The sequence below is a fragment of the Ramlibacter montanisoli genome, assembly GCF_013087525.1.
GTDB lineage: Bacteria > Pseudomonadota > Gammaproteobacteria > Burkholderiales > Burkholderiaceae_C > Ramlibacter > Ramlibacter montanisoli.
Genome location: NZ_JABFCS010000001.1, coordinates 4,042,050 through 4,061,236 on the forward strand (window position 1 = coordinate 4,042,050; position 19,187 = coordinate 4,061,236).

Sequence of the window (19,187 nt, forward strand, 5' to 3'; positions counted from 1 at the left end):
CGGATGCCTGGGCGACCCCGGGCAACGACATCCGCGGCCGGCTGTTCACCCCGTCTACACCTTCGACAACCGTCAGGAAGCGGCGCAGCTCTGGTACCACGACCACACCGCCGGCCTGACCCGCCTGAACGTCTACATGGGCCTGGCGGGCAACTACTTCATCCGCGACGCCAACGAGGAAGCCCTGAGCCTGCCCAAGCCACCCTACGAGGTGGCGCTGCTGATCCAGGACCGCAGCTTCCTCGCCGACGGCGAGCTGTTTTACGCCCACCAGGACCCGGCCGCCCCCGGGCTGCCCAACCCGACCCACCTGCCGGAGAACTTCGGCGACGTGGTGCTCGTCAACGGGGTCGCCTGGCCGCTGCTGGAAGTGGAGCCGCGCAAGTACCGCTTCCGGGTGCTGAACGGCTCGGACTCGCGGGTGTACGACATGAGCCTGTCGAACCGCATGCCCTTCATCCAGATCGGCTCCGACCTCGGCTTGCTGAACGCGCCGGTGGAACTGCAGGTCCTGAGCCTCGCGCCCGGCGAGCGCGCGGACATCATCCTGGATTTCGCCCGGATGGAGGGCCAGACCATCGTGATCGGCAACAGCGCGGCGGCCCCCTACCCGGACGGCGATCCGGTCGATGCCGCCACCGCGGGCCAGGTGATGGCCTTCCGCGTGAACCAGCCGCTGTCCCGCGTGCCGGACCGGCCGCTGCCGTCCAACCTGCGGCCCCTGTCCGGCCCGGTCCCTGCGATCACGCGTGCCATCCGCACGCGCAAGATCCTCCTGTTCGAGGGCACCGACGCCCGCGGCCGGCTGCAGACCATGGCCGGCATCGTCGACTCCAGCCGGCCGGCGCTGAACGGCACGCTGGTGTTCACGGACCCGATCACCGAGAACCCGCAGCTGGGCGACACCGAGGTCTGGGAGTTCTACAACAGCAGCGCCGACGCGCACCCGATCCACATGCACCTGGTCGACTTCCGCATCCTCGGCCGGCAGAAGTTCAAGGGCACCATCACGCCCAAGACCAACAGCGATGGCTCGGAAGGCGGCGTGCTGGACGAGGCGAGCATCAATCTGCTGGGCAAGGCGCGCCCGCCCTCCCGGGAGGAGGCCGGGAAGAAGGACACCGCCAAGATGTTCCCGGGCGAGGTGACCCGCGTGGCGGCCAGGTTCACGCGCCCGGGCGAGTACGTCTACCACTGCCACATCCTCTCGCACGAGGACCACCAGATGATGCGGCCCTACTTCGTGGGCCAGCTCCCCCGGGCGCTGAGGCGCCGCAGCTCACGCGCACCGGAGGGCTCCATGCGAACCCCTTCCTTCCTTCGGAGGCATCATGCCGATTCACTCGATCTGCGCGCAGGCGGCCGCGTGCTGGGCGGCCTGCTGCCTCGCGGCGGCGCCGCTCCCGGCGGGCGCCACCCAGCCGCCCCACCCCGGCCACGGCGGGCACACCCACGCTGGCGCCGAGCCCGCGCCGGCCGCTGAGCGCAAGCTCGCGCGGTACCGCCTGCCCGACCTGCACCTCGTGCGCTCGGACGGATCCAGGACCGCATTCCCGCAGGCCCTCGACGACGGCCGCCCGGTGGCGCTGAACTTCATCTACACGTCGTGCACGGCCATCTGCCCGGTCCTGAGCCACAGCTTTGCGGAGTTCCAGCGGCGCCTGGGGCCGGACCGCGAGCGGGTGCACATGGTGTCCATCTCGATCGATCCGGAGCAGGACACGCCCCGGCGGCTCGCCGAGTACGCGGCGCACTTCGAGCCGGGCCCCCAGTGGGAGTTCTACACCGGCAGCGCGGAGGCCAGCGCGAGCCTGCAGAGGGCCTTCCAGGCCTGGTTCGGAGGCAAGATGCACCACCGGCCGGTGACCTTCCTGCGGGCGGCGCCCGGCCAGCCCTGGGTGCGGCTGGAGGGCTTCATCACGCCGGACGAACTCCTGGTGGAATACCGCCGGCTGGTCGTACCGCGCTGAGAAGGAAGAGCCGGGATGCGTGCGACCTGGCGCCGCGCCACCGTCGTTCTACTGTGCTGGTTCGCCGTGGCTGCGGCGCCTTCGGCCGGGGCCGACCTGGCCCTGGGCGAGACGCTCTACCTCCAGGGGCGGCGCAGCGACGGAACGCCGGTGGTGGCGCGGCGCAGGGGCGGCCCCGTGCTGGCCCCGGCGGAGGCGGCCTGCGTGAGTTGCCACCGGCGCAGCGCCCTCGGCGGCACCGAGGGGCGCAGCTACATGCCCGCGATCACGGCCGGGTCGCTGCTGCAGGCGATGGCGCCCGGCACGGGGCCCTCCGCCACCGGCGCCGGCCGACCGCCGTACACGGAAGCCTCGCTGCTGCGCGCGCTCACTGCCGGGATCGACCCGGCCGGGCGCACGCTGGATTACCTGATGCCCCGCTACGCGCTGCGGCCGGAGGAGGTCGGGCGCTGCTGCACTACCTGGGCGAGCAGGCCCGGCCGGGCGGCGCCTTGCCGGACAACGGCGCGATCCACGTGGCCACCGTCATCGCCCCGGGTGCGACGCAGCAGGGCAGGCGGGCGATGGTCGACGTGCTGCAGGCCTGCCTCGCCGAACCGGGCGCCGGCGCGCAGCCGAAGGGCGCCCGGCGCAAGCTCGCGGTGGAAATGAGCATGAGCGCGCAGCGGCCGTGGCGGCTGCACGTCTGGGAACTTCACGGGCCGGAGGCGCAGTGGGATGCGCAGCTGGCCCGGCACGCCGAACGGCAACCGGTGTTCGCGCTGGTCGGCGGGCTCGGGGCGGCGGACTGGTCGCCGGTCCATGGCTTCTGCGAAAGAGCGAAGCTGCCCTGCCTGTTCCCGCACCTGGAAGCGCCGGTGGACCGGCCGGCGGACTTCTATTCGCTCTACCTGAGCCGCGGCGTCCTGCTGGAGGCCGCCTTGGTCGCCGAGCACCTGGCCGGCGCGCCCGCGGGCGGGCGGGTGCTGCAGGTCCTGCGTGCCGCCGACCGCGCCGCGAGCAGGGCGGCGCAAGCGCTGCGGGCCGGCCTGCCGCCCACGGTCGGCCACTGGAGCGTCATGCTCGCGGACGAAGGCCAGGGGCCGATCGCCCTGCCGCACGACATGGCCGCAGGCGATGCGCTGGTGCTGTGGCTGCGACCGCAGGACCTGGGGCGCCTGGATGCGGGTGCCGCGCCGGCGGCGCAGGTCTACGTCTCGGCAACGCTGGCGGGCGGTGACGATCTGCCCTTGCCGGCCGCCTGGAAAGCAGGCGCCCTGGTGGCCTATCCTTCGAGCTGCCGCAGGCGCGCTCGGCGCGCATGCAGCAGTTGCGGGGCTGGCTGCGCGAGCAGGGCCTTGCTCCGGCGAACGAGCGCATCCAGGCGGACGCCCACCTGGCGTGCACGGCCCTGCGGACGGGCCTGCAGGACGCGCAGCCCCATCTCGGGCGGGAGTACCTGGTCGAGAAGCTGGAGTCGAATCTCGAGCGCTGGTCCGCGACCGGCCTGTATCCGGGCCTGGCGCTCGGCGCGGGGCAGCGGTTCGCGTCCAAGGCCGGGTACCTGGTGCGGTTCGAACCGCGGTCGGGAGGACTTGCGCCCTCGGCGCAGCGCTCTGCGCCTTAGCCGGCGCCGGCTGCCGCGCCGGCCGCCATACTGCGGGGGTGCAGCCTCCAACCTCCAAACGCTGGCGCTGGTTGCCCGCCGAGGGCAGCTGGACTTACCACTTCCTGCTCGCCGCCACCGGCATGCTGGTGCTCGGCCCTCTGGCCGGAGTCACTGCGGCCTACATGAATTTCTCGCTCGGCTTCTTCGTCGGCGGCCAGGTGCTCGCGGGCCTGCTCGGCTCCGCGGTCACGGCCGGCTACGGCGTGCAGGGCAAGCACGGCGCGAACTACATCCAGACGGCGGCGGCTTCGGTCGCCAGCATGAGCGGCATGGGCGTGCTGGTGCAGGCCATGGTGTGGATGGGGCTGCCGCAGCCGCCCGCCTGGCGCTGGTCGCCTACTTCGTCTGCATCGGCATGTTCGGCGTCGGCGTCGGCATGCTGTACACGCCGGTGCTGGTGGACCGGCTGCGGCTCGCGTTTCCCTCCGGCCTGGCGGTCGCCAACATCCTGCGCGCGCTGACCGACACGGCGCTGCTGAAACGCTCGATCCGGCAGCTCGGTGGCGGCGCCGCGACCGGCCTGCTGACGGGCCTGGCGGCCTCGCGCGTCGCCGTCCTCGGCGCGGTCGAATTTTCCGCCTCCACCTTCGGCGCCGGCATGGTGGTGGGCGCGCGCATCGGCGTGCCCGCCGTCATCGGCGGCCTGATCGGCTGGGCGACGCAGCCCTTCTTCGTGTCCATCGGCTGGCTGGAACCCGGCGACCCGTTCCGCAAGATCACCTTCCTGCTGGCGCTGGGCACCATCATGGGCGCGGCGGCCGTGGACCTGGGGCTGATCTTCTGGCGCGCCTTGCCGGGCGCGCGCCGCGCCGCTTCGCGGAAGACGCACCGCCGGATGCGGACGACTGGCGCCGCGTGCACCGCGGGCGCCTCTGGCTGTGGGTGCTGGCCTGGGGCGCCGCGACGCTGGCCACCGGCCACCTGCTGCTGCGGCAGCCGCTGCTGTTCCTCGCGCTCGCCGTGGCGCTGGTGTTCCTGTTCGCGCTGGTCAACGGCATCTCGGTGGGCGTGAGCGACTCCAATCCGATCTCCTCGGCCTTCGTGGTGTCGGTGGTGGTGATGGCCATGATGGGGCTGGCCGATGCCGGTGTCGGCCTGATGGCCGGCGCGATCCTGCTGGTCTCCACCAGCGTGGCCTGCGACATGCAGCAGGACCGGTCCACCGGCTGGCGCCTGGGCACGCCGCGCGTGCTGCAGTTCCGCTACCAGGTGCTGGGCATCCTGGTGGGCGCGGTGCTCGCCGTGGTGTTCGCGCGCCTGTTCATGGCGGCCTATCCGGTGCTGCTGCTGGACCAGACGGCGATGAAGGCGGGGCAGCAGCCGGCCGAGTGGAGTTCGGCCATGACCTACAAGTTCGTGGGCGTGCTGCGCAGCCTCACCGACGACAAGCCGTACCAGCGCACGGCGATCGTCGTCGGCGTGGCGATCGGCTTCGCGATCGAGCTGGCGCGCAAGTGGCTCAAGCCGCGCCGCTTCATCGTCGATGCGATGCTGCTGCCCTCGCCCTATGCGCTGTCCTTCGGCGGCTTCGTCAACCTGCCGACCTCGCTGTGGCTGGGCGCCGGCGGCGTGGTGTCCAGCCTGGTCGAGGCGCGCACGCCCCAACGTGCCGACCTGCCCGAGGACATGAGCGGCACCTCGCTGTTCGGCGGCGGGCTGATCGCGGGCGACGCGCTGGCGGCGCTCGCGATCGGCATCACCGGGCTGCTCGCGGCCGTGCTCTGAGGGATCAGCCCGGCAGCAGCACCTTGTCCACGACGTGGATCACGCCGTTGGACTGGTAGACGTCCGCGGTGGTCACGACCGACATGTTGCCCTTCGCGTCCACGATCACGACGTCCTTGCCGCGCAGGGTGGCCGTGAGCGTGCCGCCGCTGGCCGTCTTGAGCATGGCCTTGCCGCCGCCCGCCTGGATCTGCTGCGCCAGCGCCGCCGCATCGACGCGCCCCGGCACCACGTGGTAGGTCAGCACCTGCGTGAGCGTGCCCTTGTTCTCCGGCTTGAGCAGCGTGTCGACCGTGCCGGCCGGCAGCATGGAGAACGCGCTGTTGGTCGGCGCGAACACCGTGAACGGGCCGCTGCCCTTGAGCGTGTCGACCAGGCCGGCGGCCTTCACGGCGGCCACCAGCGTGGTGTGGTCGCGCGAGTTCACCGCGTTGTCGATGATGTCCCTGGTCGGGTACATGGCCGCGCCGCCCACCGTCTTGGTGGCGCCGGATGCGCCCATGATGGCGGCGTTGGTGCCCGCCACGGAAGCGTTCATGTCGATGGCCACGCCGCGGCCATAGCCTTCGGCGAGGGCGGCAGTGGTGGTGGCGGCAAGCAGCGATGCGGCGCAGGCCGCGATGAGATGACGGTGCATGGAAGGAATCTCCTGTGGTCCAAGAAGCGGGGCCGGCAGGATGGCCGGCCCACTCCCCCAATACGCGGCGGATGCGCCGCCGGATTCAGGAGAAAACGTGTCGCCGCGTTACAGGCGCAGCCAGGAGGTGCCCTTTTCCTCCGCCTTGGCCTCGGCCAATGCGGCCAGGAAGGTGTCGCACCACCAGTGCACGTCGTACTCGCGCACGGTGCGCATGAGGGCCTGGTGGCGGTGGCGCCGCTCCTCCACCGGCATCTGCAGCGCCAGCTGGATGGCGGTGGCCGTGCCTTCGGTGTCGTAGGGATTCACCAGCAGCGCTTCCTTCAGCTGTTCGGCCGCGCCGGCGAAGCGCGAGAGCACCAGCACGCCCGGGTCTTCCGCTTCCTGCGCCGCAAGGAACTCCTTGGCGACCAGGTTCATGCCGTCGCGCAGCGGCGTGACCAGCGCGACCCGACTGGCGCGGTATAGGCCGGGCAGGCGCGCCCGCGCCACGGTGCGGTGGATGTAGCGCACCGGCATCCAGTCCAGGTCGCCGAAGTTGCCGTTGATGGAGCCGCACAGGCTTTCCAGCTCGTGCAGGATGTCCGTGTAGGCGCTGACGTTCTCGCGGCTGGGTGAGGCGATCTGGATCAGCGTCGCGCTGGAACGCAGGTCCGGGTTCTTGGTGAGGAACTCGCGGAAGGCGCGCATGCGCTGCGGCAGGCCCTTCGAATAATCGAGCCGGTCCACGCCGACCAGCAGCTTGCGCCGCGAGTACTCGCGCTTCATGCGCTCGTACATCTCCAGCGCCTCCGGCCCGTGGGCCAGGCCGGTGAATTCCTCGACGTCGATTCCGATCGGGTAGGCGCCGGCGTGCACGGTGCGGCCGAAGGCGCGCCAGCGGTTGTCGTCCAGCGGCTGCGCGTGCGCCTCGCTTTCGACGTAGCGCGCGAAGTGTTCCAGGTCGGTGCGACTCTGGAAGCCGACCAGGTCATAGGCGAAGAGGGCGCGGATCAGCCAGTCGTGGCCGGGGATGGCAGCCAGGATCAGCGGCGGCGGCAGCGGGATGTGCAGGAAGAAGCCGATGCGCTGCTTGCAGCCCAGCGCGCGCAGTTCCGCGGCCAGCGGGATCAGGTGGTAGTCGTGCACCCAGATGATGTCGTCGGAGCGCAGGAAGGGCAGCAGCTTGCGCGCGAACAGCTGGTTCACGCGCCGGTAGCCGCTGATGTAGCCCGCGTCGAAGTCCGCGAGGTCGAGCCGGTAATGGAACACCGGCCACAGCACGCCGTTGGAGTAGCCCAGGTAGAACGCGTCGTGATCCGCCTGCGACAGGTCCACCATCACCAGCTTCACCGGGCCGGCCTGCTCGACGTGGACCTCGTCGATCTCGCTGTGGTCGACGATCTTGCCGCTCCATCCGAACCACACCCCGCCGGTGTTGTTCAAGACCTCGGCCAGCGCAACCGCGAGGCCGCCGGCCGCGGTCTTGCGCGGGTCCGCGATGCGGTTGGAGACGACGACCAGGCGGCTCAAGCAGGCTCCTTCAGATCACCGTGTCCCAGGGCGCGGACAGGCGGACGGCGGCGTTGATCGTACCGACCATCGAGTAGGTCTGAGGGAAGTTGCCCCACATTTCACCGGTAACCGGATGCGTATCCTCCGACAGCAGGCCCACGTGGTTGCGGCTCTTGAGCATCACCTCGAAGATCTCGCGCGCCTGCGCCTTGCGGCCGATGCGCGCCAGTGCGTCGATGCGCCAGAAGGTGCAGATGTTGAACGCGGTCTCGGGCTTGCCGAAGTCGTCGGCCGCCTCGTAGCGCCGCATGTAGGGACCGTCGCACAGCGACTTCTCCAGCGCATCGACGGTGGCGATGAAGCGCGCGTCGTTCGGGTCGATCATGTTGACTTCCGCCATCAGCAGCGCGCTGGCGTCGAGGTCGCGCCCGCCGAAGCTCTCCGCGAAGGCCTGGCGCTCCTCGCTCCAGGACTCCTTGAGGATGCGCGCGCGGATCTCGTCGGCGCGTTCACGCCAGTAGCGGATGCGATCCGGCAGGCCCAGTGCCGCCGCGATCTTGGCCAGCCGGTCGCAGGCCGCCCAGCTCATGAGGGCCGAGGAGGTGTGCACGCGCGCGCGGGTGCGCAGCTCCCACATGCCGGCGTCGGGCGTGTCGTAGATCTTGAAGGCCTGCTCGCCCACCGCTTCCATGTGCGCGAACTCCGCGCGGCCCGCGCGCTTGAGGAGGCGGTGGTCGTGAAAGGCCTGGGCCGCCCCCAGCAGGATGTTGCCGTACACGTCGTGCTGGAAGTGCTCCTGCGCCTGGTTGCCCACGCGCACCGGCCCCATGCCGCGGTAGCCGGGCAGGTGGTCCAGGATGAACTCCGGCAGCTTCTCCTCCTGGCCGATGCCGTACAGAGGCTGGATGTGGCCGCCGCCGGAGCGGATCACCACGTTCATCAGCCAGCGCAGGTACTCCTCCATGGTCGCCACTTCGGAGATCGAATTGAGCGCGCGCACCACGAAGAAGGCGTCGCGCAGCCAGCAGTAGCGGTAGTCCCAGTTGCGGCCGCTGCCCGGCGCCTCCGGGATGCTGGTGGTCATGGCGGCGACGATCGCACCGGTGTCCTCGAACAGCGAGAGCTTCAGCGTGATGGCCGCGCGGATCACGGCCTCCTGCCACTCCAGCGGCAGCGACAGCGCGCGCGTCCACTGCTTCCAGTAGGCCACCGTCTCCTGCTCGAACAGGCGCGCCGTCTCCTCGATGCCGCTGCTGAGGGTCTCGTCCGGGCCCATGATGAAGTTCATCGGCCGGTCGACCACGAAGAAGGTTTCCGCCAGCACGTAGGAGATCGGCGCGTCGGTGTTGATGCGCACGGTGCTGTTGCCGGCCACGTAGCGGATGTGCGTGCTGCCCTGCGTGACGCTGGGCTTGGCGCGGCCCCAGTCGAAGCGCGGGCGCAGCAGCACGCGCATGCGCGGCGAGCCGGAGAGCACCTTCACCCGCCGCACCATGGTCAGCGGCCGGAACGTGCGGCCGCGGCTCCAGAAGCGCGGCGCCAGGTCCGTGACCTCGATGCCCTGGCCCTTGCGGTCGTACATGCGCGTGCGCAGCACGGCGGTGTTGGGCTCGTAGAACTGCTCGCTGCGGTCGTAGTCCTCCAGCTCGAAGGCCCAGAGGCTGCCGTTCTCGCTGGGATCCAGGATCGCGTTGAAGACGGGGTCGCCGTCGAAGCGCGGCAGGCAGCACCAGACGATGCGGGCCTGGCGGTCGATCAACGCGCTGTAGGCGCAGTTGCCGATCATGCCGACCTGCAGGGTGGAGGGTGTGGGGTTCATCTTGTCGTTCATCCGGTTTTCGTCAGGCGCGCGGCCAGGGCCGCTTCCAGTTCGAGCCGCAGGGCCGTGGGATCGGGGATGCGCTGCCAGGCCGCCGTCGCGCCCTCGCCCACCTTGATGCCGAGGCCGCCGAGGCGCTGCACCGTGGAGAAGCCGACCTCGTCGGTGCAGTCGTCGCCGATGAACACCGGCGTGCGGCCGGCGAAGGGCGGCTCCGCCAGGAAGGATTCGATCGCGCGGCCCTTGCTCGAGCCACCGGGCTTGGCCTCGGCCACCATCTTCCCGCGCTGCAGGGTGAGACCCGGGGACGCGTCCACCGCTTCCTGCATGGCGCGCAGGCACAGCGCCTCGAGTTCGGGCCGCTGCCGGTAGTGCAGCGCCAGCGAGCCGCGCTTGTTCTCGACCAGCAGCCCGGTGTGCTCGGCGGCCAGCGCGCGGGCCGCCGCCTCGACCTGGTCGAGCGGGTGGGTGTCAAGCAGGTGGATCTGGCCGTCGGCGCCACGGCGCTCGGCGCCGTGCACGCCGGCCACGGCCATCTGCAGCGGGCTGAGGAAATCGTCGATCTGCACGATGGGCCGGCCGGAGATCACCGCGACCGCGCCCTGCAGGTAGTCATGGAGGTCTTCCAGCACCACGAGCAGCGGTTCGGGCACGTGCACCGCGTGCGGCTGCGGTGCGATGTCCACCATGGTCCCGTCGAAATCCAGGAACAGGGCGCAGGAGGGATAGAGGATCTCCACGAGCGTCATGCGGCATCACCGTAGCAAAGGTGGCCCCTCATCGCCAGACCGTCCGGACACCGGCCCGTGTAGGAGCCTGCCTACGGCTGGGCAAGGCGTTTCAGGTGGCGTACAGCCCATCCAGCGAGCGGAAGCCCTTGACCTCGATCGGATTGCCGAAGGGATCGAAGAAGAACATGGTCCATTGTTCGCCCGGCTCACCGCGATAGCGCACCTGCGGCTGGAGCACGAATTCCGTGCCGGCCGCCTCCAGCCGCTGCGCCATGGCCTGCCAGGCCGGCAGCTCGAGCACGAGGCCGAAGTGCGGCATGGGCACCAGCTGGTCGCCGACGCGGCCGGTGCGGGTGGTCCTGAAGGGCTCGCCCAGGTGCAGCGAGAGCTGGTGGCCTTCGAAGTCGAAGTCCACCCAGGTGTCGGTGCTGCGGCCTTCGCGGCACCCCAGCACGCCGCCATAGAAACGGCGCGCGGCGTCCAGGTCGGTCACGTGGAAGGCAAGGTGGAACAGCGCGGGCATGCGGGCGAGCATAGCGCGTGGCGCACAATCCCGGGGCATGCGGATCCATGCCTTCCTCGCGCGCTGCATCGTGGCGCTCTGCGCCCTGCACGGTGCGCTCGCCTTGGCGCGAGACAGCTGTCCTCCCGCGGCCCCGCAAGCGGGTTCGCTGAACGCCGCGCAACTGCAGGCGGATGTGCGCGACCGCGGCTTCCTGTGGCGCCTGGAAAGGGACGGCCGCAGCTCGTGGCTGTACGGAACCGTGCACGCCAGCCGCATGGAATGGATGATCCCGGGTCCGCGCATCCAGGCTGCGCTCGCCGGCAGCGAGGTGGTCGCGCTCGAACTGGATCCGGGCGACCCGGAACTGGCGCGCGTGTTCCAGGCCGCCGCCGACCCGCCGCGGCTGGAGCGCGTGGCGGGCCACCTGCGCCCGCGCATGGAACGGCTCGCCAGGACCGCCTGCGTGCCCGGCGAGCAGCTTGCGCGCATGCCCGCCATGCTGCAGCTGGCCATGCTCAGCCTCGCCGACGCGCGGCGCCAGGGCTTCCATCCCGAATTCGCGGTCGATGCCGTGCTGTGGGGACTGGCGCAGCGCCACGGCAAGAAGATCGTCGCGCTGGAAACCGCCGCGGCGCAGCTCGCCGCGCTCACGCCCGCGACCGAGGCCGACGAGCGCGCGATGGTGGAACAGGGCGTCGGGGACCTGGAGGCCGGTGAAGGCGGGCCGCTGGTGGTGCGCCTGTTGCAGGCCTGGGCGCAAGGCGACGAGGCCACGCTGGCCAGCTATCCGCAATGGTGCCGCTGCATGGACAGCCCGGCGGAGCAGCGCTTCCTGCAGCAGGTGAACGACGCGCGCAACGAGCAGATGGCCCGCCGGCTGGTCGCGCTGCATGCCGACGGCCAGCGCTTCTTCGCCGCCGTCGGCGCGCTGCACATGACGGGACCCAAGGCCTTGCAGCTCCTGCTGCGCGCCGAAGGCTTCGAAGTGCGGCGCATTCCCTTTCCTTCCTCGCCCCGACCATGATCGACTACGCCCGCTACCAGACGCTCCACATCACCCGCCGCGGCCCCGGCGACACGGTGCTCGACATCCAGATGCGGGCCGCCAACGGCAAGCTGCCGACCGCGGGCCATGCCGGCCACCGCGAGCTGACCGAGATCTGGCGCGACGTGGGCGCCGACGACAGCGTGCGCTGCGCCGTGCTGCGCGGCGAAGGCATGGGCTTCTCCGGCGGCGGCGACCTCGCGCTGGTGCAGGACATGGCGAACGACTTCGACACCCGCAGCCGCGTGTGGAAGGAAGCGCGCGACCTGGTCTACAACGTGATCAACTGCGACAAGCCGATCGTCAGCGCGCTGCACGGGCCGGCGGTGGGCGCGGGCCTGGTCGCGGGCCTGCTGGCCGACATCTCGGTGGCGGCACGCGACGCCCGCATCGTCGACGGGCATACGCGGCTGGGCGTGGCGGCCGGCGACCACGCGGCCATCATCTGGCCGCTGCTGTGCGGCATGGCCAAGGCCAAGTACTACCTGCTGCTGTGCGAGCCGGTGAGCGGCGAGGAAGCGGAGCGCATCGGGCTGGTGTCGCTGGCGGTGGACGGCGCGCGCTGCTGCCCAAGGCCTACGAGATCGCGGACCGGCTGGCGCAGGGCAGCCAGAGCGCCATCCGCTGGACCAAGTACTCGCTGAACAACTGGCTGCGGCAGGCGGGGCCGGCCTTCGACACCTCGCTGGCGCTGGAGTTCATGGGCTTCGGCGGCCCCGACGTGCGGGAAGGCATCGCTTCCCTGCGGGAAAGGCGCGCGCCGAAGTTCTGAGCGGCGCCAGCCGGGATAATGCGGCCGTGATGAAACCCGTCCTCCTTTCCCTGCTGGTCGCCTGTTCCACCGCCTGCGCGCAGCCTGCCGCCCCGGTGGCGGTGGAAGGCGCCTGGGCGCGTTCGGCGATCCCGCAGCAGGGATCGACCGGTGCCTACATGACGCTGGTCGCGCGGGAGCCGCTCACGCTGGTGGGGGCGGAGACGCCCGCCGCCGGCATCGTCGAGATCCACGAGATGCGGATGGAAGGCGACGTGATGAAGATGCGGGCGGCCGACACGCTGCCGCTCGCGCCCGGCAAGCCGCTGGAGCTCAAGCCCGGCGGCTTCCACTTCATGCTGATGGACCTGCAGACCGTGTTCAAGGCCGGCAGCCAGATCCGCATGACCCTGAACTTCGTCGATGCCAAGGGCACCCCGAAGAAGGTTGCGGTCTCGGTGCCGGTGGCCGCCGCCGCGCCCGCCAGGCGCTGACGGGCGTGTCGCTGCGCGCCGTCTGCTTGCGGTAAGCTGCGAACAGCACAACCGAGGAGCGCGGCCCATGAGCGAAAACACGAACTACGGCTTCGCCAAGCTGGTTCCAGGCTTCGATTTCCTGCAGAACCTCGCCAAGGGCGCGGCGCAGACCATCCCGCAGATGCCGAACCTGTCCAACTGGATCGCTCCCACGCTGAACGTCGAGGAGCTGGACAAGCGCATCACCGAACTGAAGGCCGTGCACTTCTGGCTGGACCAGAACAGCAAGGCCCTGGGCGCCACCATCCAGGCGCTGGAAGTGCAGAAGATGACGCTGGCCACGCTGCAGGGCATGAACTTCAACATGGGCGACGTCGCCAACGCGCTGAAGCTCAAGACGGCGGAAACCGTGGCCACCGGCGTGCAGAAGGTGAGCGATGCCGCCGACGCCGTGGCGGGCGCGGCCGACAGCATGCGCCGCAAGGCGTCGGGCAAGGCCAAGGCTGCGAAGGCCGATGCGAAGGGCGACGGCGCCGCGAAGTCCGGCCCCGTGGATCCCATGCAGTGGTGGGGCGCGCTCACGCAGCAGTTCCAGGAAATCGCCGCCAATGCCATGAAGGACGCGGCGCAGAAGACCGCGGTGGACACCGCCAGGAACATGGCAACGGGCGTCGCCAAGGAAGTCGTGAAGGCCGCGAAGAAATCCACGGCGCGCAAGTCCGCGCCGCGCAAGCGGAGCACCGGCAAGACTTAAAGGAGCGGCCATGCAGCTCTTCCCCTTCGGCCACGCCACGCATCCGCAGTGGCAGATGGCCGCCGGCCTCGTGCTGGCCCAGCTGCGCGCACAGATGACGCTGCCCGGCTACGCGCCGGCCCCCACCCTGGGCCTGCTGTACATCACCGACCATTACGCCGCCGTGGCCCAGGAGATCCTGGACCACCTGGGCGCGGAACTGCCGCTCGTGACCGACTGGTCGGGGACCGTGGGGGTGGGCATCGCCTCCTCCAACGTCGAATACTTCGACGAGCCGGCGCTGGCGGTCATGCTGTGCGCCGTGCCTTCCGACCAGTACCGCGTGTTCTCCGGCGTCGCGCCGCTCGCTCCCACCTTCACGCCGCACACGGCGGCGCTGGTGCATGCCGACGCGAGCACGCCCGACGTCGCGGAGCTGATCGCGGAGCTGGCCGACCGCACCACCACCGGCTACCTGTTCGGCGGGCTGGCGTCCAGCCGCAGCGACGTCGTGCAGTTCGCCGTCGCCGGCAACGGCAACCTGCAGGGCCACGGCAAGGCAGGCGGCGTGTTCCGCGGCGGCCTGTCGGGCGTGGCCTTCGCGGAAGGCGTGCAGCTCGTGTCGCGCGTGACGCAGGGCTGCCAGCCGATCGCGCCGGCCCGCACGATCACCGGCGCCGACAACAACCTGGTGCTGGAACTCGATGGCGAGCCGGCGCTGGACGTCCTGCTGGAAGACCTGCAGGTGACGCTGGAGCAGCCGCAGGCCGCGATGGTGGCGCTGCGCGCGACGCTCGCCGGCCTGAGCCAGGCGTCCGAGGATGTGATGAACCGCGCCGGCCACTTCGGCACCGACGTGGTGGTGCGCCACATCATCGGCCTCGACCCGCGCCGGCGCGGCGTGGCCATCGCCGACAAGGTGGAAGAGGGCATGAAGCTCGCGTTCTGCCGGCGCAACATGGAAGCGGCGCGATCCGACCTGGTGCGCATCTGCTCGGAGATCCGCGAGGAACTGGAGCCCGAGGAACTGCCGCTGGCGGTGGCGAGCGCGCTCGCCGTCTCGGACGCGCTCGCGGCCCCGACACCGGCGCGCCGCATCGCCGGCGCCATCTACGTCAGCTGCGCCGGCCGCGGCGGCCCGCACTTCGGCGGCCCGAGCGCGGAGATGCAGATCGTGCGGCGCGCGCTCGGCGACGTGCCGCTGGTGGGCTTCTTCGCGGGCGGGGAGATCGCGCGCAGCCACCTGTATGGCTACACGGGCGTGTTGACCGTCTTTCGTTGAAGCCGTGTGTCGGGGTTCGGGCGGCGCCGCTCACCGCCGACCTGCGAAAGTCTAGACCCCGCGCTTGCGGTCCGAGCGGAACTCCGCCGCGAACCCCGCGAAGCTTCCCGTTTCCAGCGACTCCCGGATCTCCCGCATCAGGTTCAGGTAGAAGTGCAGGTTGTGGATGGTCGCCAGCATCGGTCCCAGCATCTCGCCGCAACGATCCAGGTGGTGCAGGTAGGCGCGCGAGAAGCCGCCGCTCACCGTGCCGTCCGGCCGCATGCTGCCCTTGCAGGTGTAGCAGCTGCAGGTCTCGTCCAGCGGGCGCTCGTCGCTGCGGTGCTTGGCGTTGCGGATCTTCAGGTCGCCGTAGCGGGTGAACAGGTGGCCGTTGCGCGCATTGCGCGTGGGCATGACGCAGTCGAACATGTCCACGCCCTGCGCCACGCCTTCCACCAGGTCCTCCGGCGTGCCCACGCCCATCAGGTAGCGCGGCTTGTCCGCCGGCAGGCGGTGCGGCGTGTGCGCCATGATGCGCAGCATTTCCTCCTTGGGCTCGCCCACGCTCACGCCGCCGACCGCGTAGCCGGGGAAGTCCATGTCCACCAGCGCCGCGAGCGACTCCTCGCGCAGGTTCTCGTACATGCCGCCCTGGACGATGCCGAACAGCGCGTTGGGGTTCTGCAGGCGCGCGAATTCGTCCCTGCAGCGCAGCGCCCAGCGGCGCGACAGCTCCATCGAGAAGCGCGCTTCGGCCTCGGTCGTGATGTGGCCCTTGGTGTCGTAGGGCGTGCACTCGTCGAACTGCATCACGATGTCGGAGTTCAGCGTGGCCTGGATCTGCATCGAGATCTCGGGCGTGAGGAACAGCCGGTCGCCGTTGACGGGCGACGCGAACTTCACGCCCTCCTCGCTGATCTTGCGCATCTCGCCCAGGCTCCAGACCTGGAAGCCGCCGGAGTCGGTGAGGATGGGCTTGTCCCAGAGCTCGAAGCGGTGCAGCCCGCCGAACTGCTGCAGCACGTCCAGGCCGGGGCGCATCCAGAGGTGGAAGGTGTTGCCCAGGATGATCTGCGCGCCCATCTCCTCCAGCGAGCGCGGCATCACGCCCTTGACCGTGCCGTAGGTGCCCACGGGCATGAAGATCGGCGTCTGCACCACGCCGTGGTTGAGGGTCATCCGGCCGCGTCGCGCGAGGCCTTCGGTTTTCAGGAGTTCGAACTGGAGCATGGTCAGGAGGCCTGGCGGGCGAGCAGCATCGCGTCGCCGTAGCTGAAGAAGCGGTAGCGGCTTTCCACCGCGTGCCGATAGAGCTGCATGGCGTGTTCGTAGCCGGCGAAGGCGCTCACCAGCATCAGCAGCGTGGACTTGGGCAGGTGGAAGTTGGTGAGCAGCAGGTCGACCTGCCGGAAGGCGAAGCCGGGCGTGATGAAGATGTCGGTGTCGCCGCTGTCCTGGCCGCTGCGCGCCCAGGATTCCAGCGTGCGGACGGTGGTGGTGCCCACGGCCACCAGCCGGCCGCCGCGCGCGCGCAGGTCCGCGACCGCCTGCTGCGTTGACTGCGGAACCTGGTACCACTCGCTGTGCATGCGGTGCTGCGCGATGTCCTCGGTCTTCACCGGCTGGAAGGTGCCGGCGCCCACGTGCAGGGTGACGCTGGCGCGCTGCACGCCGCGCGCGTCGAGCGCGGCGAGGACGGCCTCGTCGAAGTGCAGGGCCGCGGTCGGCGCGGCCACGGCGCCCGGGTTCTTCGCGAACACCGTCTGGTAGCGCTGCGCGTCCTCGGCGGTGTCGGCATGCGTGATGTAGGGCGGCAGCGGCACGTGCCCATGCCGTTCCATCAGCGCGTACGGATCCTCGCTGAAGGCGAAGTGGAACAAGGGACCGTCCTCGTCGGGCCAGCGACCGAGCAGGGTCGCCGTGAAGCCGCCGTCCATGCGCAGCGTCGTGCCCACCGGCGGCTTCTTGCTCACCTTCATGTGCGCCACCACCTCGTGCCCGCGCAGCACGCGTTCGACCAGCAGTTCCAGCTTGCCGCCCGTGGGCTTCTCGCCGAACAGGCGCGCCTTCACCACCTGGGTGTCGTTGAACACCAGCAGGTCGCCGGGCCGCAGCAGGTTCGGCAGCTCGCGGAACGCGCGGTCCACGGGAGCGGGACCCGTGCCATCGAGCAGGCGGGAGCCGCTGCGTTCGGCCGCCGGGTGCTGGGCGATCAGTTCGGGGGCAGGGCGAAGTCGAAATCGCCCAGGGTGAAGTGGCGCATGCGCTTGAGGGCCGGACGGACCCGTTCCAAGGTTGTTTGAAGGAGCAGGGCAGAATTGTCCCATGCCGGAGACCCAGGCGCTGTCGGAACCGCAGAAGGCCCTCATCAAGATGGGCCTCGCGCGCGACATCGACCTGGCGCTGCACATCCCCCTGCGCTACGAGGACGAAACGCGCATCGTCAGGCTGCGCGATGCGCGCGAGGGCGACACCGTTCAGATCGAGGCCACCGTCACCGACAGCCAGGTCCAGTACCGCCCCCGCCGCCAGCTGGTGGTGACGGTGGACGACGGCAGCGACACCTGCGTGCTGCGTTTCTTCAGCTTCTACCCCTCGCAGCAGAAGGCGCTGGCAGTGGGTGCGCGCTTGCGGATCCGCGGCGAGGTCAAGGGCGGCTTCCTCGGCTGGCACATGGTGCATCCGACCTACCGGGCGGCCGGCGGCGAGCTGCCTCAGGCGCTGACCCCCGTGTATTCGACGGTCGCCAGCCTGCCGCAGGCGTACCTGCGCAAGGCGGTGACCGGCGCCCTGGCACGCGCCGACCTGGCGGAAACCATTCCCGGCGATGCCCCGCCCGCGCCGGGCAAGGCGACCGCGTGGAGCCTGCGCCAGGCCTTGCAGTTCCTGCACCATCCGGCGCCCGAGGTCTCGCTGGCGGCACTGGAGGACCGCACGCATCCCGCGTGGCTGCGGCTGAAGGCCGAGGAGCTGCTCGCGCAGCAGCTGTCGCAGGTGGAGAGCCGCCGCGCGCACGACGCGCTGCGTGCACCCGCTCTCGTGCCCCGCGCGGGCGGCCTGCACGAGCAGCTGCTGGCCGCGCTGCCCTTCCAGCTCACGCGCGCAGCGGCGCGTGAGCGAGGAGATCGCGCGCGGCCTGCAGCGGGACCGCCCGATGCACCGCCTGCTGCAGGGCGACGTCGGTTCCGGCAAGACCATCGTCGCCGCACTGGCCGCCGCCATCGCCATCGACGCCGGGTGGCAGTGTGCGCTGATGGCGCCGACCGAGATCCTCGCGGAGCAGCACTTCCGCAAGCTGATCGGCTGGCTGGAGCCGCTGCTGGCCCCGCGCGGCCTGCGCGTGGCCTGGCTCACCGGCAGCCAGCGCAAGAAGGAGCGGCAGGAGATGCTGGAGCTGGTGGCCAGCGGCGAAGCGGCGCTGGTGGTGGGCACGCATGCGGTGATCCAGGAGCAGGTGCAGTTCAAGGCGCTGGCGCTGGCGGTGATCGACGAACAGCACCGCTTCGGGGTGGAACAGCGCCTGGCGCTGCGCGGGAAGATGCGCGACGCCACCGCCGAACCGCACATGCTGATGATGTCCGCCACGCCGATCCCGCGCACGCTGGCCATGAGCTACTACGCCGACCTCGATGTCTCCACCATCGACGAACTGCCGCCCGGTCGCACGCCCGTCGTCACCAAGCTGGTGTCGGACAGCCGCCGCGAGGAGGTGGTCGAGCGCATCCGCGGGCAGATCGCGCAGGGCCGGCAGGTGTACTGGGTCTGCCCCTGATCGAGGAAAGCGAAACCCTGGACCTCACCAACGCCACCGCCACCCACGAGGCCCTGAGCGAAGCGCTGCCGGGTGTCATGGTCGGTCTGCTGCATTCGCGGATGCCGGTGCCCGAGAAGAAGGCGGTGATGTCGCTGTTCACGGGCGGCCAGATGGCGGTGCTGGTCTCCACCACGGTGATCGAAGTCGGCGTCGACGTGCCCAATGCCTCGCTCATGGTGATCGAGCATGCCGAGCGCTTCGGACTGTCGCAGCTGCACCAGCTGCGCGGCCGGGTGGGCCGGGGTGCCGCGGCCTCGGCCTGCGTGCTGCTCTATGCCGCAGGCGACAATGGCCGGCTGGGCGAAACCGCGAGGGCCCGCCTGAAAGCGATGGCGGAAACCAACGACGGTTTCGAGATCGCACGGCGCGACCTCGAAATCCGAGGCCCGGGCGAGTTCCTGGGCGCTCGCCAGTCCGGCGCGCCGCTGCTGCGCTTCGCCGATCTCGGCACCGACACGCAGCTGCTCGAATGGGCGCGCGAAGTGGCCCCGGCAATGCTGGACCGGGCGCCGCATCTGGCGGCGCAACACGTGGCCCGCTGGTTGGGTGGAAAATCCGAGTACCTCAAGGCATAA

Annotated in this window: 17 protein-coding genes and 3 pseudogenes; 12 read left to right on the forward strand and 8 right to left on the reverse strand. The window is 70.6% G+C overall.

The features are described from left to right. Nucleotides 1–7: 7 nt before the first annotated feature. The gene (locus HK415_RS19955; RefSeq protein ID WP_256373119.1) at nucleotides 8–1,483 is read left to right on the forward strand and encodes a multicopper oxidase domain-containing protein; all 1,476 of its coding nucleotides are present in this window, start codon (nucleotides 8–10) and stop codon (nucleotides 1,481–1,483) included. Between the two features lie 40 nt (nucleotides 1,484–1,523). Continuing rightward, complete coding sequence (locus HK415_RS19960) at nucleotides 1,524–1,970, forward strand: SCO family protein (RefSeq protein WP_216370075.1); 447 nt, start codon at nucleotides 1,524–1,526, stop codon at nucleotides 1,968–1,970. Nucleotides 1,971–2,389: 419 nt separating this feature from the next. On the opposite strand, the gene HK415_RS19965 is transcribed toward HK415_RS19960, so the two are convergent. Continuing rightward, nucleotides 2,390–3,019: a hypothetical protein gene (locus HK415_RS19965; RefSeq protein ID WP_171562287.1), complete on the reverse strand. Its 630-nt coding sequence runs from the start codon at nucleotides 3,017–3,019 to the stop codon at nucleotides 2,390–2,392. Between the two features lie 251 nt (nucleotides 3,020–3,270). On the opposite strand from HK415_RS19965, the gene HK415_RS19970 reads away from it, so the two are divergent. From HK415_RS19970 to HK415_RS25610, 4 genes are read left to right on the forward strand one after another with little or no spacing between them, the layout of a single operon-like run. Continuing rightward, nucleotides 3,271–3,576 carry a hypothetical protein gene (locus HK415_RS19970; RefSeq protein ID WP_171562288.1) on the forward strand — a complete coding sequence of 102 codons (306 nt, stop codon included), beginning with the start codon at nucleotides 3,271–3,273 and terminating at the stop codon, nucleotides 3,574–3,576. A gap of 38 nt (nucleotides 3,577–3,614) precedes the next feature. Beyond that, nucleotides 3,615–4,079 carry a hypothetical protein gene (locus tag HK415_RS25600; protein ID WP_253261964.1) on the forward strand — a complete coding sequence of 155 codons (465 nt, stop codon included), beginning with the start codon at nucleotides 3,615–3,617 and terminating at the stop codon, nucleotides 4,077–4,079. After that, complete coding sequence (locus tag HK415_RS25605) at nucleotides 3,974–4,630, forward strand: hypothetical protein (RefSeq protein WP_253261965.1); 657 nt, start codon at nucleotides 3,974–3,976, stop codon at nucleotides 4,628–4,630. The genes HK415_RS25600 and HK415_RS25605 overlap by 106 nt, the downstream gene beginning before the upstream one ends. Further along, nucleotides 4,546–5,343: an OPT/YSL family transporter gene (locus HK415_RS25610; RefSeq protein ID WP_253262338.1), complete on the forward strand. Its 798-nt coding sequence runs from the start codon at nucleotides 4,546–4,548 to the stop codon at nucleotides 5,341–5,343. Before HK415_RS25605 ends, HK415_RS25610 begins: the two co-directional genes overlap by 85 nt. Before the next feature lie 4 nt (nucleotides 5,344–5,347). On the opposite strand, the gene HK415_RS19980 is transcribed toward HK415_RS25610, so the two are convergent. The 5 genes from HK415_RS19980 to HK415_RS20000 all read right to left on the reverse strand — a co-directional run bounded on the left by HK415_RS19980 (nucleotide 5,348) and on the right by HK415_RS20000 (nucleotide 10,547). Beyond that, entirely contained in the window at nucleotides 5,348–5,881 is a 534-nt protein-coding gene (locus tag HK415_RS19980; RefSeq protein ID WP_373684661.1) for a fasciclin domain-containing protein, read from the reverse strand. 207 nt (nucleotides 5,882–6,088) lie between these two features. Next, a complete protein-coding gene (gene otsA / locus HK415_RS19985) occupies nucleotides 6,089–7,492 on the reverse strand; it encodes an alpha,alpha-trehalose-phosphate synthase (UDP-forming) (RefSeq protein WP_171562292.1) in 1,404 nt (467 codons plus the stop codon). 10 nt (nucleotides 7,493–7,502) lie between these two features. Then, the gene (locus tag HK415_RS19990) at nucleotides 7,503–9,305 is read right to left on the reverse strand and encodes a glycoside hydrolase family 15 protein (protein WP_171562294.1); all 1,803 of its coding nucleotides are present in this window, start codon (nucleotides 9,303–9,305) and stop codon (nucleotides 7,503–7,505) included. Beyond that, the gene (gene otsB, locus HK415_RS19995; protein WP_171562302.1) at nucleotides 9,302–10,042 is read right to left on the reverse strand and encodes a trehalose-phosphatase; all 741 of its coding nucleotides are present in this window, start codon (nucleotides 10,040–10,042) and stop codon (nucleotides 9,302–9,304) included. The genes HK415_RS19990 and otsB overlap by 4 nt, the downstream gene beginning before the upstream one ends. 91 nt (nucleotides 10,043–10,133) lie before the next feature. Beyond that, nucleotides 10,134–10,547, reverse strand: a complete 414-nt coding sequence (locus HK415_RS20000) for a VOC family protein (RefSeq protein WP_171562304.1) — start codon at nucleotides 10,545–10,547, stop codon at nucleotides 10,134–10,136. Between the two features lie 37 nt (nucleotides 10,548–10,584). On the opposite strand from HK415_RS20000, the gene HK415_RS20005 reads away from it, so the two are divergent. The 5 genes and pseudogenes from HK415_RS20005 (at nucleotide 10,585) to HK415_RS20025 (ending at nucleotide 14,816) form a co-directional block, all read left to right on the forward strand. Then, a complete protein-coding gene (locus tag HK415_RS20005) occupies nucleotides 10,585–11,553 on the forward strand; it encodes a TraB/GumN family protein (RefSeq protein WP_171562306.1) in 969 nt (322 codons plus the stop codon). After that, a pseudogene (locus HK415_RS20010) lies at nucleotides 11,550–12,346 on the forward strand (enoyl-CoA hydratase/isomerase family protein). Before HK415_RS20005 ends, HK415_RS20010 begins: the two are co-directional and overlap by 4 nt. 29 nt (nucleotides 12,347–12,375) lie before the next feature. Continuing rightward, on the forward strand, nucleotides 12,376–12,819 hold the full coding sequence (locus HK415_RS20015; RefSeq protein WP_171562308.1) for a copper chaperone PCu(A)C: 444 nt from the start codon (nucleotides 12,376–12,378) through the stop codon (nucleotides 12,817–12,819). 67 nt (nucleotides 12,820–12,886) lie between these two features. After that, entirely contained in the window at nucleotides 12,887–13,555 is a 669-nt protein-coding gene (locus tag HK415_RS20020) for a PhaM family polyhydroxyalkanoate granule multifunctional regulatory protein (protein ID WP_309246769.1), read from the forward strand. A 10-nt stretch (nucleotides 13,556–13,565) separates the two neighbouring features. Continuing rightward, nucleotides 13,566–14,816 carry an FIST signal transduction protein gene (locus tag HK415_RS20025; protein ID WP_171562310.1) on the forward strand — a complete coding sequence of 417 codons (1,251 nt, stop codon included), beginning with the start codon at nucleotides 13,566–13,568 and terminating at the stop codon, nucleotides 14,814–14,816. 51 nt (nucleotides 14,817–14,867) lie between these two features. Here the strand turns inward: HK415_RS20025 and tgt are convergent, their stop codons facing one another. Both tgt and queA read right to left on the reverse strand, forming a co-directional pair. Further along, nucleotides 14,868–16,028, reverse strand: coding sequence for a tRNA guanosine(34) transglycosylase Tgt (gene tgt, locus HK415_RS20030; RefSeq protein ID WP_171562313.1), 1,161 nt, complete (start codon nucleotides 16,026–16,028; stop codon nucleotides 14,868–14,870). Between the two features lie 2 nt (nucleotides 16,029–16,030). Next, nucleotides 16,031–17,061: pseudogene (gene queA / locus HK415_RS20035) on the reverse strand (tRNA preQ1(34) S-adenosylmethionine ribosyltransferase-isomerase QueA). A 62-nt stretch (nucleotides 17,062–17,123) separates the two neighbouring features. Here queA and recG point away from each other — a divergent pair. Continuing rightward, nucleotides 17,124–19,187 (forward strand): annotated as a pseudogene (recG, locus tag HK415_RS20040) (ATP-dependent DNA helicase RecG).